The sequence below is a fragment of the Pseudomonas sp. FEMGT703P genome (genome assembly GCF_002786345.1).
GTDB classification, from domain to species: domain Bacteria; phylum Pseudomonadota; class Gammaproteobacteria; order Pseudomonadales; family Pseudomonadaceae; genus Aquipseudomonas; species Aquipseudomonas peli.
Map to the genome: position 1 here is coordinate 38,757 of NZ_PGCM01000003.1, position 16,696 is coordinate 55,452.

A 16,696-nucleotide genomic window follows, 5' to 3' on the forward strand; every position below is an offset into this window, starting at 1 on the left:
TTGGCTTATGGGCGCAGAATCAGCTGGCTGCGGCTATTGGCCTTGATCGCCTCGGCATCCAGGTGCATCGGCACGTACTCACCTCGAATATAGCGTTCGGCTTGGTCCTTGTAGTGCTGATCAAACAGCACGCCACTCTGGCCCACCGGGTTGATGCCCAGGGCGCTGCCGGCGTCGGCCATATCGATCAGGCGGCGGGTCGAGGGGCCGTACACCACCGACCAGGGCGCTGGGCCGACCGGTTGCGAGAGGTTGTTCGGCGTTTCATGCCCGCCCGGTGCGGCAAAGGCACCGACGTTGAACAGTTTATCCAGCGGTTTCTGCTGGCCCAGCGGGTGGCTGTGAGTCAGGGTGTGCGCGCTGCCCCAGGCCCATTTCGCGCTGTCGTCACCGAGGGTACTGCGCAGATGAGCGAGGCTGGCCTGCCAGGCGGCTTTGACGGTGTCGGCGCGGCTTTCCACGGCTTCGCTGCCGCGCTTGTCCCACCAGGGCGAGCTGGCATCGGCGGCCAGACGCGGCAGAGCGCTGTCGAGCACGCGGGTTTGCAGCAGGTTAGTGAAGAAGGCTTCGCTTAGCTCGTCGGCCATGGCTTCACGTGCCAGTTGGTAAACCAGCTGGTTGAACAGCGGAGCCGCGGTGCTATCGACCTGATGCTGGCCATCCCAGCTCAGCAGCTGCTCGACCAGCGCCTGCTCTTCGCTGCCAGTGGCGGCAGCCCGCAGATCAGCTTCCAGCGGGGCGAGCAGGCGTTGCGGGTAGCCGGTGCCTGGCTCCAGTTGCAGCGCCTGGCTGTTGTGCACATCCCACTTCACGCTGGTGTCGCGCAGGCGTTCGTCCAGGCGCTGGCCGCGATCGGCCAGGTTGTAGTAACCCGGAATCGCCATGCCGGTCGGTGACACGGGCTGGTAGTTGGCGGAGAGGATATAGCCGCGCTCGGGGTTTTCTTCCTGCGGGTTGGCGCTGAACGGGTAGTAGCCGTCTTTGTCCGCTTCGCCGTTGCTGCCGTCGAGGATAAAGCTCGGGTTGATCCCGGCCGGGCGGCGCGGCAGTTTCGCCGCCGCCCACCAGCCGATATCGCCTGTGGCATTGGCCCATACCACGTTAAGCCCGGGCGCTTCGATTTGCTCAGCGGCGGTGCGGGCCTGCTCCAGCGTGGCGGCGCGATTGAGCTGATAGAAGCCATCGAGGATCGGGTTTTCGGTCTCGAGGAAGGCCCACCACATGGCAATCGGCGTGCTGGCGACGGTTTCACCCAAAGCGCTGTTGATGATCGGGCCGTGCGGCGAGCGGCGGATGGTCAGGCGCACTGGCTCGGCATCCTTGACGCTGATCAGCTCCTCACGGCTTTGCAGCTCGACCCACTGGCCGCGGTACCAGACCTGGTTGGGGTTGTCCGGGTTGGTTTTCTCGGCAATCAGATCAAGGTCGTCGTTCTGGAACATGGTGATGCTCCAGGCAAAGTCGCGGTTGTGGCCCAGCGAGGCCACTGGGTTAAGCGCCTGGTGATGGCCGTACAGGCTGAAACCGGGGTAACTCAGGTTGGCCTCGTACCACACTGACGGCACGGCAAAGCGGATATGCGGGTCGCCGGCCAGCAGCGGTTTGCCGCTGGCGGTGCGACTGCCGGAGACCGCCCAGGCGTTGCTGCCCTCGAACTGCGGCAGGCCGGCATCCAGCAGCGCGGCGTGGCTCAACTCGGCGATGGCATTGAGGTCCTGCCAGTCGCCGGCCGCGAGGTTTTGCCCGACCACGCCCTGCGGGTGCCAGTCGAGGTCAAAGGCCTTGAGGTAATCGGCGCCCAGCTGATCGCGGATGTGCGTCAGCACTGGCTCGGTGCGAAAGGCCGCAGCGAAGCTGTAGGCCATATAGCCGGCGACGCTGAGGGTGTCGGCGACGTTGAACGGGCGTTTTTCAATGCTCAGCACATCGAACTCGATCGGCGCCGGGTGGTTGGCCTGGTATTGGTTGATTCCATCCAGGTAAGCCTCTAGCGCTTTGCTGGCTGGGGCGTTCATGTCCATCTTCGCGGCGTAACGGTCGGCGTGTTCGCGGATGCCCAGGGTGCGGAACAGGCGGTCGGTGTCGACCAGCTTGCTGCCGAGCACCTCGGCCAGCTCGCCACGGGCCAGGCGGCGGAGGATTTCCATCTGAAACAGACGGTCCTGGGCGTGCACATAACCGAGCGCGCGGTACATATCGGCCTCATTCTGCGCCTGGATATGCGGCACGCCGCGTTCGTCGTAATCCACCGTGACTGCGGCCTGCAGATGGCTCAGTTGCAGCTCGCCGTCGCGTTGCGGCTGCTTGCTGTCGATGTACCAGTAAGCGCCGGCGGCAGAGGCCGCGACGATCAGAGCCAGGGCAGTCAGGGTGCGTTTCATGGGGTTTTCCTTGTTATAGGTTTTATCAGCCTGGTCATTGTGCGCACTGCCGACTGCGCAGGCATTGACCCAACACGGCAAGAGTGAAAGTCTTTGGTCAATCCAAGAGGCCGCTATGCCACACGATCCGCACAACAGCATTGCCAGCGCGTTGACCCATTCTTCAACTTTGCGCCGCCTGCTCTACGAAGCCTTGGCGGGGTTGGGGTTGGACCCCACCGACACCTATCGCCAGGCGTATCAGGGCGTAGTACTGGCGCCGCCGCTGCTCAATGCCCGTGAGGACCACGACAACGCGCCACGTTTCTGGCAGGCGCTGGCCGGCATCAGTGGCGATGACGATATCGGTCTGCACCTGGGTGAAACCATGCAGCCACGGCCGATGGATGTGGTGGGTTACCTGTTGTTGGCCAGCCGCGACTTGGGCCAGGCAGTGGAGAGTTTTGTGCGCTTTCAGCACATCCTTTCCGGCGGTTTTGCCGCGCGGCTGGAGCTGGAGCTGGAGGGCGAGCAGGCGCGCCTGATCTTCGACCTCAATTACCGTGGCGTGGGTTCGTTGCGCCAGCAGATGGAGTGCCTGGCGCTGCTGCTGCAGAAGATGCTCGCCAGCGTCAACGACGGCGGCTTTGCGCTCGATGGCGTGGAGTTTCGCCACCCGGCCCCGCGCCGCCTGAGCGAGCATCGCCGGCTGTTTGGCCTGCTGCCGCGTTTTGCCCAGGCGCATGATGCGTTGATCTTCCCGCGCGCCTGGCTCAGCCGGCCCTCGCGCAGCGCCAACCCACGGTTGTTCGCGGTGCTCTGGGCGCAGGCGGAAGTGGAGCTGGCCGAGTTGGAGGAAAACCAGCTGCTCAACCGCGTGCGCTATTGGCTGGAGGTCAACCTGGGCGTACAGCTGTGCGACCTGCCCCGCTGCGCCACCGCGCTGGGTTACAGCGTCAGCGGGCTGCAGCGGGCGCTGACCGAACAGCAGCAGAGCTTTCGCCAGCTGCACGATGAGGTGCGTCGCCTGCGTGCGCAGGCTCTGCTGGAAAGCGGCATGGCTATCCGTGAAGTGGCCCGCGCCTGTGGTTTTGCCGAGCTGTCACCGTTCTACCGTGCGTTCAAGCGCTGGCAGGGCGCGACCCCGCTGGCTTACCGCACTAGCGGCTGACGCGGAAGCGCCTGCTCAGGTCGCTCAACCGCTCAGACAAGTGGCTGAGTTGCTGGCCATCGTGACTCAGGGCTTCAGCATCACTGAGGTTTTGTTCCGCGACCTGTTGCACGCTTGTCAGGTGCTGGCTGACCTCCGCGCTGACGGCCGCCTGCTGGTGGGTGGCGGCGGCAATCAGCTCGTTCATCTGAGTGATCGAACTGATGTCCTGCGCCACGGCGCCGAGCAGGTCGGCAGTGGCCTGGCTGTCCTGTACGCAACTGCGCACGCTGTCGCGGCTCTGCTGCATGGCTTCGGCGGCCTGACGGCTGCCTTGTTGCAAGCGGCTGATGATCTGCTGAATTTCGGCGGTGGACAGAGCGGTCTTCTGTGCCAGGTTACGCACCTCGTCGGCGACTACAGCAAAGCCACGGCCCTGATCACCGGCGCGGGCAGCTTCGATGGCGGCGTTGAGAGCCAGCAGGTTGGTCTGTTCGGCAATCGAACGGATCACTTCCAACACCTTACCGATCTGTTCAGATTGGTTGGCCAGCGCCTGCACTTCACCTTCGGTGACGTCGATCTGAGCGGCCAGCTTACCGATTTCGCTGCGTACATGATTGACCGAACGGCTGCCTTCGGCGGCTTGCTGGTTGGCCGTTTGCGCGGCACTGGCAGCCCCATCGGCATGCCCGGCCACTTCATCAATGGCGCTGCTCATCTGCTGCATGGCTGAGCTCATGTAGACGATTTCACCTTGCTGGCGATCGGCACCACTGCGCAGATGATCGGTGGCTTGGGCCAGGTTGTCGCCCATCGTTTGCAGGCCCTGGGTGTCTTTGATTACTTCGCCAACCAGCTCATCCAGGGTGTCGAGGAAGCGGTTAAAGCGCTTGCTGACTTTACCTTCAGCATTGCTGCGGTAGCTCAGGTCAATGGCATCGTCATTTTCGGTGAGTTGTTCGGCGGTTTGCATCAGGGCGGCCCCCTCCACGGCTTCGGCATGGGTTTGCAGGGCCAGGTAAATCAGGATCGCGCTTTCCAGCACCACGTAGAACGCATGCAGGAAGATGATGGGCCAGCTGCCTTGTGCCACCACTGTGACGCTGAACCCTTGGGTTTGCAGGGCATAGAAGCCCAGGTGGTGAACTGCAATCACGGCAGCCGCCACCACGATCGGCAGCCAGTCGCGGTAATACACCAGAAACGCCAGCAACACGAAAATACCGAAGTGCATTTCCAGCATGCCGCCCGCCTGGTTGATGTGCAGTGCGGACATCACCATAAACGCTGCACCAATCGCGCAGCGCAGCAGACGGCGCCCGGCAATCAGCTGCTGCAGTACGGTCATCACCGCCGCTGTTCCACCGCCCACCAGCAAGGCTTGGCCCCAAGTACCGTGCCAGAGCGCCAGACCCAGCGAGTAAAGAAACATCAGCCACAGCACCATCAGCATGATGCGGTCCGCTTTACGGTAGTGCAGCTCTAAGGGTGAAAGACGGCTAGGCATGGCGAAAGACCTAAAAAAGTAGCGTGGTATTCGTATCAAGTATGGCAGCCGTCCGTGGGTGCGCAGGGCTTTTCTATGGTTATAAGTTGTACATGGTATGTCATTTGTACAATTTTATTCGGTAAACATGCAGGGCTCAGTGCATGTCGCCGGCGGTCAGTGGGTACCGTGCTGGTCTCAGACTGATCTAGCCTCATAAGCATGCAAGGAGGTCATGCTTATGCAGCGGGTGCTAGTCGGTGCCTGGTTTACCCTGATCGGGCTGCCCTGTCTGGCCGCAACGCCGCCAGTGCAGATCTGCTTGGGCGATAGTAACGAGTGGCCGCCCTACACCTATTGGCAGCGCAGCGATGGCGAGGTGGACCGCAGCCGTCTGACTGGGTCGGCCAGCACCCTGGTGCTGGCGATTCTGCAGCGTTTGCAGCTGCCCTATGAGGTGCACTACATGCCCTGGGCGCGGGTGCAGCAGGAGCTGGCAGACTTTGCTGAAAAGGGTCGCTGCGAGCTGACCTGGGATGCCAGCTACAACGCGGAGCGTGCCGCCTATGTCTATTACAGCGCGCAGCTGTATGAAGCGCGTCTGGGGCTGTTCTACTCCGCGCAGCGCTTTGCCGAAGTGCCGTTGCCCGCCTTGCTGCAGAACCTGCAGCCCTATCGGGTGTGTGGTGTGATTGGCTACAACTACCAGCCGTTTGGCTTGGGCGAGCCGATCAAGCGCTTCCCCAGCATTCAGCAGAACCTGGATATGCTGCAGCGCCAACGTTGCGACTTCTTCCCCAGCGAGATTGAGCCGTTGTATGGCGGCCTGGCGCTGGGTATTTATCAGGGCCATGAGCAGCTGCGGCATATGCCACTGGTCGCAAGCAAAGCGTTCTATCTGCTGGTCAGTAGGGGCTCGCCGCGTGGTGAACGGCTGATCTCGCAGTTTGATCATCAACTCAAACAACTGCAGGCCAGCGGTGAAGCGCAGCAGATCTATCAGCGCTTTAGCCCGGATGGTCTGCGCTAGTCAGTGGCGTTGCCAGTCGCAGAAACAGCCCACCGCCAGGGTGTTGCTGGCGTTGACCGGGCGATTGGCGACCAAGGCGTCGAGAATCGGCTCGATAAAACTGTTGCTGGAGGTGCAGGTAGCGCCTTCGCTGTAGGGGCCGAAGTAGGCCAATTGGCCATTGCGATCCCAGATCGCCACCGCCGGGCTGGCGGGGATTTGCGCGCTGCCAGCCAGTTCAGCCAGGGGTTGCAGGGCGCTCAGGGTGCTGGGCAGTTGACCGTTGGTGCCGGGTTTTTGTACGGCATAGAAGGTAACGCCCTGGGCGCCGAAGCGTTCGATCAATTCGGCCAGGTGCTGTTGATTGCCAACATTGCACGGGCAGGCGGGGTCCCAAAAATGCACCAGGCGAATTGGCCCAGGGCCGGCCAGCTCGTCGGGCAGACGCAGTTGTTCGCCATATAACAGCGCGGTTTGTTCACTGAAGCTGCGCAGGTAGCGTGCTTCGTACCACCAGTAGGCGGCCAGCATGGCGGCTGCCCAGAGCAGAATCAGTAGGCTGGCGAGTAGGGTCTTGCGCGTGGGTCGAGTCATGAGCAGCCTTCGGCAAACAGGCGCGCAGCTTGCCATGACTGGCGCGACAGCTGAATATCCGCAACCTGATTGCGCGGCCCAGGATGGCCTGTGATTACTCCGTAAGTTTGATGGAAGCCCTATGCCAGAGCCGTTTCAGCCCGAAAACCTGCTTGCCAGTCTGCGACCCTTGGCCGCAGCCGCTGCGCTTTCACCGGCCGAACAGGCCTACCGGCAGTTTTACGGCTTCAGCGATACCTGGGCGACGCACACCCGCATGGGTACGCTGCAGGCCGCCGGTTACCAGATTGCCGTGCAGGCTTGGTGGCCTGAGCAGCCGCGTGCCACGCTGGTGCTGCTGCATGGCTATTACGACCACGTTGGCCTGTATCGCCATGTGATCGAATGGGCTCTTGAAATGGGTTTTGCCGTGCTGGCTTTCGACCTGCCGGGGCATGGCTTGTCCAGCGGTGCGCGGGCGAGCATCGGTGCGTTCAGCGAGTATCAAACGGTGTTGCGCGCGGTGCTGGCCGAAGCGGCAGCCCTGGCGTTGCCGCAGCCCTGGCACCTGTGCGGGCAGAGTACGGGTGGGGCGATTCTGATTGATTACCTGCTGACCGGCGCACCGGGGCCGGACATCGGTGAAACCATTCTGTTGGCACCGCTGGTGCGGCCACGCGCCTGGGGCTGGTCGCAGTTCAGTTACCGCATCATGAAGCGCTTTGTTAGCGAGATTCCCCGGCGTTTCAGCGTCAATTCCAGCGATGCCGAGTTTATCGATTTTGTTCACCACCAGGATCCGCTGCAGCCGCGCAATTTGCCGACCGCCTGGGTTGGGGCGCTCAGCCGGTGGGTACCGCACATCGAAGCCGCGCCGCGCAGTGCGCGCAGCCCTCTGATCATTCAGGGGGAAGCCGACATGACGGTGGCCTGGCGCTACAACCTGCGGGTGCTGCAGGACAAGTTCGCTGACCCGCAGATGCTGCGTTTGCCCGAGGCGCGGCACCACCTGGCCAACGAAACGCCGGCCTTGCGCCAGCGCTATTTCGAGTTTCTTAGCCAGCGGTTGAGCTAATCAGATACCGCGCTGCGCCGGAGCCAGCGCTGCGCTGCTCTGGCCAACCGCCAGGCCGCTGCGGATGGCGGCCAGGGCAGCCTGGTAGTAAGCCTTGCCGGCATCGGACTGGGCGAAACTGACGAACTCTTCCAGCTCCGGGTCGCTCAGCTCGCGGTAGACGTGCAGCAGGGTGTTATCCAGATCCGCCCCGATTTGCTCCATCAACCGCTGGCGCTGGCCATTAAGCATGGCCTGGGCGCTGTCGCCCCCGAGCAGACCGGGGAGCATCTGGCTGAGGCTGTCGGCGGCTACACCGGCCAGGGCCAGGCTGACTTCGGCACCGGCTTCCCGCGCCGGCAGGGCCTGGGCCAGGTGGCGAATCAGCAAGCGGCGGGTGGCGCTGGCCTCACTGCGTGGCAGGCCGTTGGCGTAGCGCGCCAGTTGATCGCTGCGGGTGGCGAGCAATTCGGCATCGACAATCTTGCGCCCCAGTGGTGACTGGAAAAACTGCAGGGCGCTGCCCGGCTCGCCGAGGTTGTCACGCAGGCCTTGTTGCGCGCGCTGATCCACGGCCGCAGCGGCAAAGCGCTGGTTGCTGTTGTTCACCAATGCCTGATGCACCGCCGGCGGCAGGCTGCTGCGGTAGCGTTCCTGGGCGGCCTGCAGGGCATCGCTGAAGTGCATGCGCTGTTGCGGCCAGCCGGCCGCCTGATACAGCTGCAGGTAATCGTCGGCCAGGGCGGGCAGGCTGAGCAGCAGGGTCAGTACAACGGAAAGGGCGCGCATTAGGGACTCCATTCAGGGGCGGCTATTTTCTGCGGCATGCTGACGCTTGTCGAGGCTCGGCAGGGCGCTGGTAGAATCGCCGGCATGACGACCGATACCCATACCGCGCTCCTGACCCGCATCGTTGACGACCTGGCCGAACAGGGTTGGTCGCTGCAGCCGCAGTTTATTGCCCCCTCTCTGACCTTCGAACTGGCCGAAGAGTGCCGTAAACGTGCCGCACACGGTGCATTGGCACCCGCCGGCGTCGGCCGTGGCGCGCAGCAGCAGATCCGCGAAGGGGTGCGTGGCGATCATATTCAGTGGCTGGAAGTCGGTCAGGCTGAGGCCTGTGATCAATATCTACAGGCGTTTGATGAGCTGCGCTTGGCGCTGAACCAGGGCTTGTACCTGGGGCTGGAGGATTTCGAGGGGCATTTCGCCCTGTATCCACCGGGTGCGTTCTACCAGAAGCACGTGGACCGCTTTCGTGATGATGACCGCCGCGCGGTGTCCGCGGTGTTTTACCTCAATGAGGATTGGCAGGCCGAACAAGGCGGCGCGCTGCGTCTGTATCTACCGAATGGCGAGACTCGCGACGTATTGCCTCAAGCGGGCAGCCTGCTGCTGTTTCTATCCGCCGACATGCCCCATGAGGTCTTGCCGGCCAGTCGTGATCGACTGTCGCTGACCGGCTGGTTTCGCCGGCGGGGCAATGGGCCGTTCTAGTCAAGATTGGCTAGAACCTGTTCACGATCTCGCGAGCTAGAGCCATGCAAGGCAAAAGCAGGCGAGGAAGCGGAGTGTACTTTTGTACATGAGCATTCCGAGCCTGTTTTTAACGCTGCAGGGCCGACGCGCAGCAGATCGTGAGGAGGTTCTTAGTGGCCCCAGACCTTGAAGGTCCCCCGCAGATCAGTGATGTCGCGCATCTCGATGCTGCCCAGGCGGCTTTCACCGACGTACATGTCGGCGGCGACCCGAACGCGAATGCGCTGCGCCGGGATACCGCTGGCCACCAGTTGATCATTGATGGTGGTGAGGTCGGGGAGGGTTAGTTGCAGTTGCTGTTGGCCGCTGCCATTGGACACCACATCGATTTTCAAGGTGGGTAGGTTGACGCCGAAGATTGGCAGGGTCAGCCCCAGTTGCGCCGTGCCGAAAGCAAAGCTGCCGCCAGAGCCGTTAGGGCAGCTGGCGGGGGTGAGGCAGCCGTTGTCGATTTTCACGTTGCGCAGTGACGCACTGCCGCCATCGTCATTCCAGCTGATCCGGTTGATCGTCGCCAGCACGTCGGCACGGATGCTGATGCCGGCCTGACCGCTGATCTCGCTCAAGCTCTGGTTATCCATCGGCAGTAAGGCCGCCTGGCTCGGCAGGGCGTAGGCCGTAAAGCTGGCAACGAGTGATAAGGCAAGGGTGCGAAGTGGGCGATGCATGGAAGTGTCCTCGACTAGAGTGCCGAGAGTCTGTGCCGGGCCTGGCGCGCGCGCCATCGGGCCGCGTTGCTTCCCTCCGAAGGATAGGCCGGCGTTGCGCGCGAATGGCGCTGCCGGCGTGATGTGCTTGGCAATCTGCCTGGCAGCCCGTCCCTTTGATCGGCGGCCAGCAAGCGCAGTAACCTGACGGTGTTACGGCGGGTGACTAATGAGAGAGAGTGATGCAGAAGATTCTGGTGAGCCGTTGCCTGCTGGGCCAGCGCGTACGTTATGACGGCGGCGCCCATGGCCCGTTCAGCCTGCTGGAGCGCTGGCAGCAGGAGGGGCGCATTGTGCCGCTGTGTCCGGAAGTCGCCGGTGGCCTGCCAACTCCGCGCGCACCGGCGGAAATTGCCGGCGGTCAGGGGGCAAAAGTACTCGACGGGCAGCTGCCGGTGCTGACGGTGAATGGCGAGGATGTCACGGCGGCTTTTGTTGACGGCGCACAGCAGGCTCTGGCCTTGGTAGCGCAGCATGGCATCCGTATGGCACTGCTCAAGGCGCGCAGTCCCTCGTGTGGCAATTTCGAGGCGTATGACGGCAGTTTTAGCGGCACCAAGGTCGCTGGCGAAGGCGTGACGGCCGCGGCCTTGCGCCGCGCCGGGGTGCGGGTGTTCAGTGAAGAAGAACTGGCGGCGGCGCAGGCCTTTCTGGCGGTGCTGGATGGCACTGATTAAGGCGCTTGATCATCATCGAAGTGCAGTGGCAGAAGCTGTTCGATGGCATTGGCCAGCTGCCAATACTCCTCTTCACAACTGTCCCGGCGCTCCTCAGGGAGCTGATCGCCCGCATCGCTGTAGCGCTCGATGTCGGCACCGTATGCCCAGCACATGACGTTGTAATAGCGTTGCCCGTTCAGGCTGTGCGTCGCGGCCAGCCCGTCTTCGCTGATGTCGTCTTCCCACGCGCCAAAGCTGAAAATGGTGCCGTTGAGTATGTGCTCGCCATCTTCACGGTGCACCCAAATGTAGGTGCTGATCTGATCGGCCACATCTTCTTCGCGCCCCAGCATGGGGATTTCCAATTGATCGATCAGCGCGTGGCCCAGTTCGTGGAAGAACAGGTAGTCGCTCCAGCCGACGGCGAACGCCTGCGCCTCTTCGGCATTGAGTTGGCCCTCGGCTTCAAATTGAGCGAAGTTGTTTTGCGTGTCTTGCAGCTCTTCATAGCAATAAATGATGCTCTGTTCGTCGCTGTCGTAAAAAGCGTTGGCCTCATCGCATGTGCGCATCGTCAGCAGCAGTTGCAGGCCCTGATCCGGCAGCAACGCGTCGATATGCCCACGCCAACCCTCGAGAATGGCATCCTGTTCGGCCTGTGCAGCGATTTCTCGCAGCTCAAGCGGCGCAGCCTCGTAGCGCACGCTCAACTTGTTGGAATTGGATTGGGCCTGAGTGCAATCGAGTGCTAGTAAGCCGGCCAATAGCAGGGCAAAACGGGCTGGAAGGGTGAGCATAGGAATTCCTGGGTGTGTCGAGCGCGCATTAAAAAGGCGACCGAAGTCGCCTTTTTAATGTCTGCGCCGCGTTAGAACAAGACGCGGCTACGGATGGTGCCTTTAACGTGCTGCAGCTTCTCCAGCGCTAGGTCGGAGTAATCGGCGTCGACGTCGATGACCACGTAGCCGACCTTGTCGTTGGTCTGCAGGAACTGGCCAGAGATGTTGATGCCGTTTTCGGCGAACACGTTGTTGATCTCGCTCATCACGCCCGGGATGTTGGCGTGGATGTGCAGCAGGCGATGCTTGCCCGGGTGCGCGGGCAGGGCCACTTCGGGGAAATTGACCGAGGACACCGAGGTCCCGTTGTCGCTGTACTTGACCAGTTTCTCGGCCACTTCCAGGCCGATGTTGGCCTGCGCTTCGGCGGTGGAGCCACCGATGTGCGGGGTCAGGATCACGCGGTCCAGGCCACGCAGCGGGCTTTCGAACTCTTCATCGTTGGATTTCGGCTCGACCGGGAACACGTCGATGGCGGCGCCAATCAGGTGCTCGTCCTTGATCGCAGCAGCCAGGTGGTCCAGTTCAACCACGGTGCCGCGTGCGGCGTTGATCAGAATGCCGCCCTTTTTCATGGCGCGGATTTCTTTCTCGCCGATCATCCACTGGGTGGATGGCAGCTCAGGCACGTGCAGCGACACGATGTCGCACATGCCCAGCAGGTCGTGCAGTTTGGCGATTTGGGTGGCGTTGCCCAGCGGCAGCTTGGTCACGGTGTCGTAGAAGAACACCTGCATGCCCATGGCTTCAGCCAGTACCGAGAGCTGGGTGCCGATCGAGCCGTAACCGACGATACCCAGCTTCTTGCCGCGGATTTCGAAGGAGTTGGCCGCCGATTTGATCCAGCCACCACGGTGGCAGGAAGCGTTCTTCTCGGGGATGCCGCGCAGCAGCAGGATGGCTTGGGCCAGCACCAGTTCGGCCACCGAGCGGGTGTTCGAGTAAGGTGCGTTGAACACGGCGATACCGCGCTCGCGGGCTGCGTCGAGGTCAACCTGGTTGGTGCCGATGCAGAAGCAGCCTACAGCTACAAGGCGCTTGGCGCAGTCGAAGACTTCGGCAGTCAGCTGGGTGCGCGAGCGGATACCGATAAAGTGCGCATCGGCGATCTTTTCTTTCAGCTCGTCGTCGGAGAGTGCGCCCTTGAGGTACTCGATGTTGGTGTAACCAGCGGCCTTCAGGGTGTCCACTGCATTCTGGTGGACGCCTTCAAGAAGAAGGAACTTGATCTTGCTCTTGTCGAGAGAGGTCTTGCTCATCGGAGTACCTGTTGTCCCACAAATAGTGTCAGGGAAGAGGCCGAACGCCGCCGGCCGCAGCCCGCAGATCGGCTCGGGGGCACGATTCACGGGGGGCGTATGCTAGCATACGAGCCCCGCGAAACACCTACCCTGGCAGATGAAGCGTGCTCAGGGTGACCATGAATCGTTTGAGAGTTCCGTAGATGACCAACCCTGCGCTGATCGAAGAGCTGAAGACCCTGGTTGAGCCCGGCAAGGTGCTGACCGATGCCGATTCCCTCAATACCTACGGCAAGGACTGGACCAAGCACTTCGCCCCAGCGCCGTTGGCGATTGCCTTCCCCAAGAGCATCGAGCAGGTGCAGGCCATCGTTCGTTGGGCCAATCAGCACAAGGTCGCGCTGGTGCCGTCGGGTGGCCGCACCGGTTTGTCCGCCGGCGCCGTGGCCGCCAATGGTGAAGTGGTCGTGGCCTTCGACTACATGAACCAGATTCTCGACTTCAACGAATTCGACCGCACGGCGGTATGCCAGCCCGGTGTAGTGACCAAGCAGCTGCAGATGTTCGCTGAGGACAAGGGCCTGTATTACCCGGTGGACTTCGCCTCGGCGGGTTCCAGCCAGATTGGCGGCAACATCGGCACCAATGCCGGTGGCATCAAGGTGATTCGCTACGGCATGACCCGCAACTGGGTGGCTGGCCTGAAGGTCGTCACCGGCACCGGCGAGCTGCTGGAACTGAACAAGGACCTGATCAAGAACGCCACCGGCTACGACATGCGTCAGCTGTTTATCGGCGCTGAAGGCACCCTGGGCTTCGTCGTCGAGGCCACCATGCGCCTGGACCGTGCGCCGAAGAACCTCACCGCAATGGTGCTCGGCACCCCGGACTTCGACTCGATCATGCCGGTGCTGCATGCCTTCCAGAACAAGCTGGACCTGACCGCCTTCGAGTTCTTCTCCGATAAGGCCCTGGCCAAGATCATGGCCCGTGGTGACGTGCCGGCGGCCTTTGAAACCGATTGCCCGTTCTACGCCCTGCTGGAATTTGAAGCCACCACTGAGGAAGTCGCCGAAGCGGCTCTGGCCACCTTCGAGCATTGCGTCGAGCAGGGCTGGGTGCTGGACGGCGTGATGAGCCAGAGTGAGCAGCAACTGCAGAACCTGTGGAAGCTGCGCGAGTACATCTCTGAAACCATCAGCCACTGGACGCCGTACAAGAACGATATTTCGGTCACCGTCTCCAAGGTGCCGGCCTTCCTGCACGATATCGACCGCATCGTTGGCGAACACTACCCGGACTTCGAAATCGTCTGGTTCGGCCATATCGGCGACGGCAACTTGCACCTGAATATCCTCAAGCCGGAGAACCTGTCCAAGGACGAGTTCTTCGCCAAGTGCGCCACCGTCAACAAGTGGGTGTTCGAGACCGTACAGAAGTACAACGGCTCGATCAGCGCCGAACACGGTGTGGGTATGACCAAGCGCGATTACCTGACCTACAGCCGCTCGGAAGCCGAGATTGGCTATATGAAGGCGATCAAGGCAGTGTTTGACCCCAACGGCATCATGAACCCGGGCAAGATCTTCCCGCTCTGAAAGCTGCTGCGCTCGGTTATGCTGCGTTGGCGAAGTCAGGAAAAATGCTCATTGGCACAAGCCAACTCCGCTTTTTCCCGACTCCGCCGCCTTGCCTGGCCTTCGCTCGCAACGCTTTCAGCAAGCTGATTAAGTCTTTAGTCGAAACGACAGCCCGTGAAAGGTCGTCCACCATGGGCGATCAACAATTCAGAGCGTAGGGCGGGGCTACCGCTCTACGCCGTCTGCTCGCACAACGAGCGGCGTCATGCATTCCCATCAGGAGTTGCTTATGAGCTACCAGCATCAGTATGTCGATGGCACCCATATCCACTTCCCCATGGGCAAGGTGGTGTGCATCGGTCGTAACTACGCCGAGCATGCCAAAGAACTGAATAACCCGGTTCCGACCGAGCCCTTGCTGTTTATCAAAACGGGCAGTTGCGTGGTGCCGCTGGATGACGGTTTTACCCTGGTTGAAGGTAAGGGTGACGTGCATTACGAGGCGGAAATCGCCGTGCTGATCGGCAAGCCGCTGTCGCGCACGCCGAACGCTGAAGAAGTACGTGATGCCATTTCCGGCTTCGCCCCGGCTTTGGACCTGACCCTGCGTGACCTACAGGCCACGCTCAAGGCCAAGGGTTACCCCTGGGAAACCGCCAAATCCTTCGACGGCGCCTGCGTTCTGGCGCCGTTCGTGCCGGGCGATGCAGTCGAAGACCTCGCCGATATCGGCATCCGCCTAGTGATCAACGGCGAAGTGCGTCAGGACGGTAACAGCCGCGACATGCTCAACCCGATTCTGCCTATGATCCAGCACATCTGTGGCCACTTTAGCCTGCAGCCCGGTGATGTGATCCTCACCGGCACGCCAGTGGGCGTCGGCCCGCTGCACAAGGGCGATGAGCTGGTGCTGGAGTTGGTCGGCCACAGCCGTTTCGCCAGTCGCGCGCTCTAGGTCATCTGGCCGTGTACGCAGGCACCTGGAGGTGCCTGTTGGTCGGGTGGCGTCATAGAAACTTAAGGGTTGCTCTCTAGTCTGATAGCCATCGTTCTGCTGAGTTGTGTGCGATGTCGATCTGGATTACTCGGCTGGTGCGTCTGCGCTGGCTAATTGTGTTGTTCCTCCTCCTCGTGATTGCTCTACTGGTGATGAATTATCGTCACTGGGATGATCGCTTTTCCTTCTGGGTTCAGCAGCAGCAGGTGGGTGCTGCCGAGCAGCAGGCAAGCATCTGGTTGCCGGGTTATAAGGCCGTGCTGCAAGGCAAACCACTGCAAGGGCTGGAAGACGACGAGGTGTCCGGGCTGACCTACAGCGCGGAAAGCGACACCCTGTTTACCGTGACCGGGAAATACCCACAGTTGATCGAGCTGACCCTGGATGGTCAGGTGCTCCGGCGTATCGATCTGCTCGGCTTCGCCAATCCCGAAGGGGTCGAGATGCTGTCCGACGGCCGCCTGGCGATTATCGATGAGCGCAAGCGCACCTTGACCACCTTCAAACTCAGCGCTCTGACACGCCGCCTGGAGTTTGCCGATCTACCGTCGTTCGACCTGGGCTTTATTGATGCCGGCAATAAGGGCTTCGAGGGTATTGCCTGGGATTCGCGCAATGAGCGCGTGCTGCTGGGTAAGGAGCGTGGTCCGCTGGGGTTGTTCAGTCTGCCGTTTCCAGGCGAGGACGGTGCCACGGGCACCCTTGAGCCGATGAGTTCCGGGCACCTGTTTCTGCGTGATATTTCTTCACTGACCTACGATCCTCGGACTGGGCATGCCTTGGTGCTTTCCGATGAATCCAGTCTGCTGCTGGAGGTGGATGCTCTGGGCGAGCCCGTCAGCTTCATCAGCCTGAGTCGCGGCATGAATGGCCTGCGTGGCGGCATTGAGCAGGCCGAAGGGGTGACCATGGATGCGGCAGGCAATATCTATATCGTCAGCGAGCCCAACCTGTTCTACGTCCTGCGCAAGGACCCGGTGGCCGAACAGCCCGCTGTTGCGGATTAAGTTTGGCTTAAGCACCGATTAAGCCTGGCTTCAGCTAGGCCCTCTACTCTGGCCCCATCACCTAACTGATTAGAGGGTTACCCCATGAAGCGTTTCACCTTGGCTCTGCTGCTGGCTCCACTGTTCTCCACCGCCGCCATGGCCACCGGTTATACCGGCCCAGGCGCCACTGCTCAGGTCACTACGGTAGCTGCGGCGCTGGATGCTGCCGATGACACCCCGGTGGTGCTGCAAGGGCAGATCGTCAAGCGTCTGCAGGATGAGCTCTATGAGTTCAAAGATGCCAGCGGCACCATCAATGTCGAAATCGACGACGAGCATTGGCCGGCCCAGGCCATTTCTGAAAAGGCCGTGGTCAAGATCAGTGGTGAAGTGGATCGTGACCTGACCAGCCGCGAAATCGATGTCGAGTACCTCGAACTGGTCAAGTAAATCACTCGATCATGTGCCCATGTCAGCCCGAAGCCCTGCTTCGGGCTGACGCCGTTGTGC

At 61.6% G+C, this 16,696-nt stretch carries 16 protein-coding genes; 9 read left to right on the top strand and 7 right to left on the bottom strand.

Annotation, left to right across the window (positions count from 1 at the left end):
* Positions 1-5: 5 nt before the first annotated feature.
* Positions 6-2,381: a penicillin acylase family protein gene (locus CUR33_RS00995; RefSeq protein WP_289238426.1), complete on the bottom strand. Its 2,376-nt coding sequence runs from the start codon at positions 2,379-2,381 to the stop codon at positions 6-8.
* A gap of 115 nt (positions 2,382-2,496) precedes the next feature.
* Between CUR33_RS00995 and CUR33_RS01000 the strand changes: the two genes are divergently transcribed.
* Positions 2,497-3,531, top strand: coding sequence for an AraC family transcriptional regulator (locus CUR33_RS01000; protein ID WP_289238427.1), 1,035 nt, complete (start codon positions 2,497-2,499; stop codon positions 3,529-3,531).
* On the opposite strand, the gene CUR33_RS01005 is transcribed toward CUR33_RS01000, so the two are convergent.
* Positions 3,521-5,020, bottom strand: a complete 1,500-nt coding sequence (locus tag CUR33_RS01005; RefSeq protein WP_282874370.1) for a methyl-accepting chemotaxis protein — start codon at positions 5,018-5,020, stop codon at positions 3,521-3,523. The genes CUR33_RS01000 and CUR33_RS01005 overlap by 11 nt on opposite strands.
* A 220-nt stretch (positions 5,021-5,240) precedes the next feature.
* Here CUR33_RS01005 and CUR33_RS01010 point away from each other — a divergent pair, with 220 nt between their 5' ends.
* Positions 5,241-6,029: a substrate-binding periplasmic protein gene (locus CUR33_RS01010; RefSeq protein ID WP_289238428.1), complete on the top strand. Its 789-nt coding sequence runs from the start codon at positions 5,241-5,243 to the stop codon at positions 6,027-6,029.
* On the opposite strand, the gene CUR33_RS01015 is transcribed toward CUR33_RS01010, so the two are convergent.
* A complete protein-coding gene (locus CUR33_RS01015; RefSeq protein WP_289238429.1) occupies positions 6,030-6,638 on the bottom strand; it encodes a DUF6436 domain-containing protein in 609 nt (202 codons plus the stop codon).
* An 85-nt stretch (positions 6,639-6,723) separates the two neighbouring features.
* Here CUR33_RS01015 and CUR33_RS01020 point away from each other — a divergent pair, with 85 nt between their 5' ends.
* The gene (locus tag CUR33_RS01020) at positions 6,724-7,656 is read left to right on the top strand and encodes an alpha/beta hydrolase (protein WP_289238430.1); all 933 of its coding nucleotides are present in this window, start codon (positions 6,724-6,726) and stop codon (positions 7,654-7,656) included.
* On the opposite strand, the gene CUR33_RS01025 is transcribed toward CUR33_RS01020, so the two are convergent.
* Entirely contained in the window at positions 7,657-8,424 is a 768-nt protein-coding gene (locus tag CUR33_RS01025) for a hypothetical protein (protein ID WP_289238431.1), read from the bottom strand. It abuts the gene before it with no gap.
* A gap of 84 nt (positions 8,425-8,508) precedes the next feature.
* Here CUR33_RS01025 and CUR33_RS01030 point away from each other — a divergent pair, with 84 nt between their 5' ends.
* A complete protein-coding gene (locus CUR33_RS01030) occupies positions 8,509-9,132 on the top strand; it encodes a 2OG-Fe(II) oxygenase (RefSeq protein ID WP_289238432.1) in 624 nt (207 codons plus the stop codon).
* Between the two features lie 152 nt (positions 9,133-9,284).
* Here the strand turns inward: CUR33_RS01030 and CUR33_RS01035 are convergent, their stop codons facing one another.
* Positions 9,285-9,842: a DUF6160 family protein gene (locus tag CUR33_RS01035; protein ID WP_354000936.1), complete on the bottom strand. Its 558-nt coding sequence runs from the start codon at positions 9,840-9,842 to the stop codon at positions 9,285-9,287.
* Between the two features lie 221 nt (positions 9,843-10,063).
* Between CUR33_RS01035 and CUR33_RS01040 the strand changes: the two genes are divergently transcribed.
* Positions 10,064-10,558, top strand: coding sequence for a DUF523 domain-containing protein (locus CUR33_RS01040; RefSeq protein WP_289238433.1), 495 nt, complete (start codon positions 10,064-10,066; stop codon positions 10,556-10,558).
* On the opposite strand, the gene CUR33_RS01045 is transcribed toward CUR33_RS01040, so the two are convergent.
* A complete protein-coding gene (locus CUR33_RS01045; RefSeq protein ID WP_289238434.1) occupies positions 10,555-11,337 on the bottom strand; it encodes a DUF4344 domain-containing metallopeptidase in 783 nt (260 codons plus the stop codon). The genes CUR33_RS01040 and CUR33_RS01045 overlap by 4 nt on opposite strands.
* 71 nt (positions 11,338-11,408) lie before the next feature.
* Positions 11,409-12,638, bottom strand: coding sequence for a phosphoglycerate dehydrogenase (serA, locus tag CUR33_RS01050; protein WP_167146271.1), 1,230 nt, complete (start codon positions 12,636-12,638; stop codon positions 11,409-11,411).
* 185 nt (positions 12,639-12,823) lie between these two features.
* On the opposite strand from serA, the gene CUR33_RS01055 reads away from it, so the two are divergent.
* The 4 genes from CUR33_RS01055 to CUR33_RS01070 all read left to right on the top strand — a co-directional run bounded on the left by CUR33_RS01055 (position 12,824) and on the right by CUR33_RS01070 (position 16,636).
* On the top strand, positions 12,824-14,218 hold the full coding sequence (locus CUR33_RS01055; RefSeq protein ID WP_160086645.1) for an FAD-binding oxidoreductase: 1,395 nt from the start codon (positions 12,824-12,826) through the stop codon (positions 14,216-14,218).
* A gap of 271 nt (positions 14,219-14,489) precedes the next feature.
* Positions 14,490-15,155 carry a fumarylacetoacetate hydrolase family protein gene (locus tag CUR33_RS01060; RefSeq protein ID WP_289238435.1) on the top strand — a complete coding sequence of 222 codons (666 nt, stop codon included), beginning with the start codon at positions 14,490-14,492 and terminating at the stop codon, positions 15,153-15,155.
* A 113-nt stretch (positions 15,156-15,268) separates the two neighbouring features.
* Entirely contained in the window at positions 15,269-16,204 is a 936-nt protein-coding gene (locus tag CUR33_RS01065) for an SdiA-regulated domain-containing protein (protein ID WP_289238436.1), read from the top strand.
* Between the two features lie 84 nt (positions 16,205-16,288).
* Positions 16,289-16,636, top strand: a complete 348-nt coding sequence (locus CUR33_RS01070; RefSeq protein ID WP_160086651.1) for a NirD/YgiW/YdeI family stress tolerance protein — start codon at positions 16,289-16,291, stop codon at positions 16,634-16,636.
* Positions 16,637-16,696: the final 60 nt, after the last annotated feature.

What these genes read in the sequence shown, in the direction of transcription:
- CUR33_RS01020 (WP_289238430.1), top strand. Translation starts at nt 6,724, where the DNA reads ATGCCAGAGCCGTTTCAGCCCGAAAACCTGCTTGCCAGTCTGCGACCC.
- CUR33_RS01015 (WP_289238429.1), bottom strand. Translation starts at nt 6,638, where the DNA reads ATGGCAAGCTGCGCGCCTGTTTGCCGAAGGCTGCTCATGACTCGACCC.
- CUR33_RS01070 (WP_160086651.1), top strand. Translation starts at nt 16,289, where the DNA reads ATGAAGCGTTTCACCTTGGCTCTGCTGCTGGCTCCACTGTTCTCCACC.
- CUR33_RS01010 (WP_289238428.1), top strand. Translation starts at nt 5,241, where the DNA reads ATGCAGCGGGTGCTAGTCGGTGCCTGGTTTACCCTGATCGGGCTGCCC.
- CUR33_RS01030 (WP_289238432.1), top strand. Translation starts at nt 8,509, where the DNA reads ATGACGACCGATACCCATACCGCGCTCCTGACCCGCATCGTTGACGAC.
- CUR33_RS01065 (WP_289238436.1), top strand. Translation starts at nt 15,269, where the DNA reads ATGTCGATCTGGATTACTCGGCTGGTGCGTCTGCGCTGGCTAATTGTG.
- CUR33_RS01055 (WP_160086645.1), top strand. Translation starts at nt 12,824, where the DNA reads ATGACCAACCCTGCGCTGATCGAAGAGCTGAAGACCCTGGTTGAGCCC.
- CUR33_RS00995 (WP_289238426.1), bottom strand. Translation starts at nt 2,381, where the DNA reads ATGAAACGCACCCTGACTGCCCTGGCTCTGATCGTCGCGGCCTCTGCC.
- CUR33_RS01040 (WP_289238433.1), top strand. Translation starts at nt 10,064, where the DNA reads ATGCAGAAGATTCTGGTGAGCCGTTGCCTGCTGGGCCAGCGCGTACGT.
- CUR33_RS01045 (WP_289238434.1), bottom strand. Translation starts at nt 11,337, where the DNA reads ATGCTCACCCTTCCAGCCCGTTTTGCCCTGCTATTGGCCGGCTTACTA.
- CUR33_RS01005 (WP_282874370.1), bottom strand. Translation starts at nt 5,020, where the DNA reads ATGCCTAGCCGTCTTTCACCCTTAGAGCTGCACTACCGTAAAGCGGAC.
- CUR33_RS01000 (WP_289238427.1), top strand. Translation starts at nt 2,497, where the DNA reads ATGCCACACGATCCGCACAACAGCATTGCCAGCGCGTTGACCCATTCT.
- CUR33_RS01025 (WP_289238431.1), bottom strand. Translation starts at nt 8,424, where the DNA reads ATGCGCGCCCTTTCCGTTGTACTGACCCTGCTGCTCAGCCTGCCCGCC.
- CUR33_RS01035 (WP_354000936.1), bottom strand. Translation starts at nt 9,842, where the DNA reads ATGCATCGCCCACTTCGCACCCTTGCCTTATCACTCGTTGCCAGCTTT.
- CUR33_RS01060 (WP_289238435.1), top strand. Translation starts at nt 14,490, where the DNA reads ATGAGCTACCAGCATCAGTATGTCGATGGCACCCATATCCACTTCCCC.
- serA (WP_167146271.1), bottom strand. Translation starts at nt 12,638, where the DNA reads ATGAGCAAGACCTCTCTCGACAAGAGCAAGATCAAGTTCCTTCTTCTT.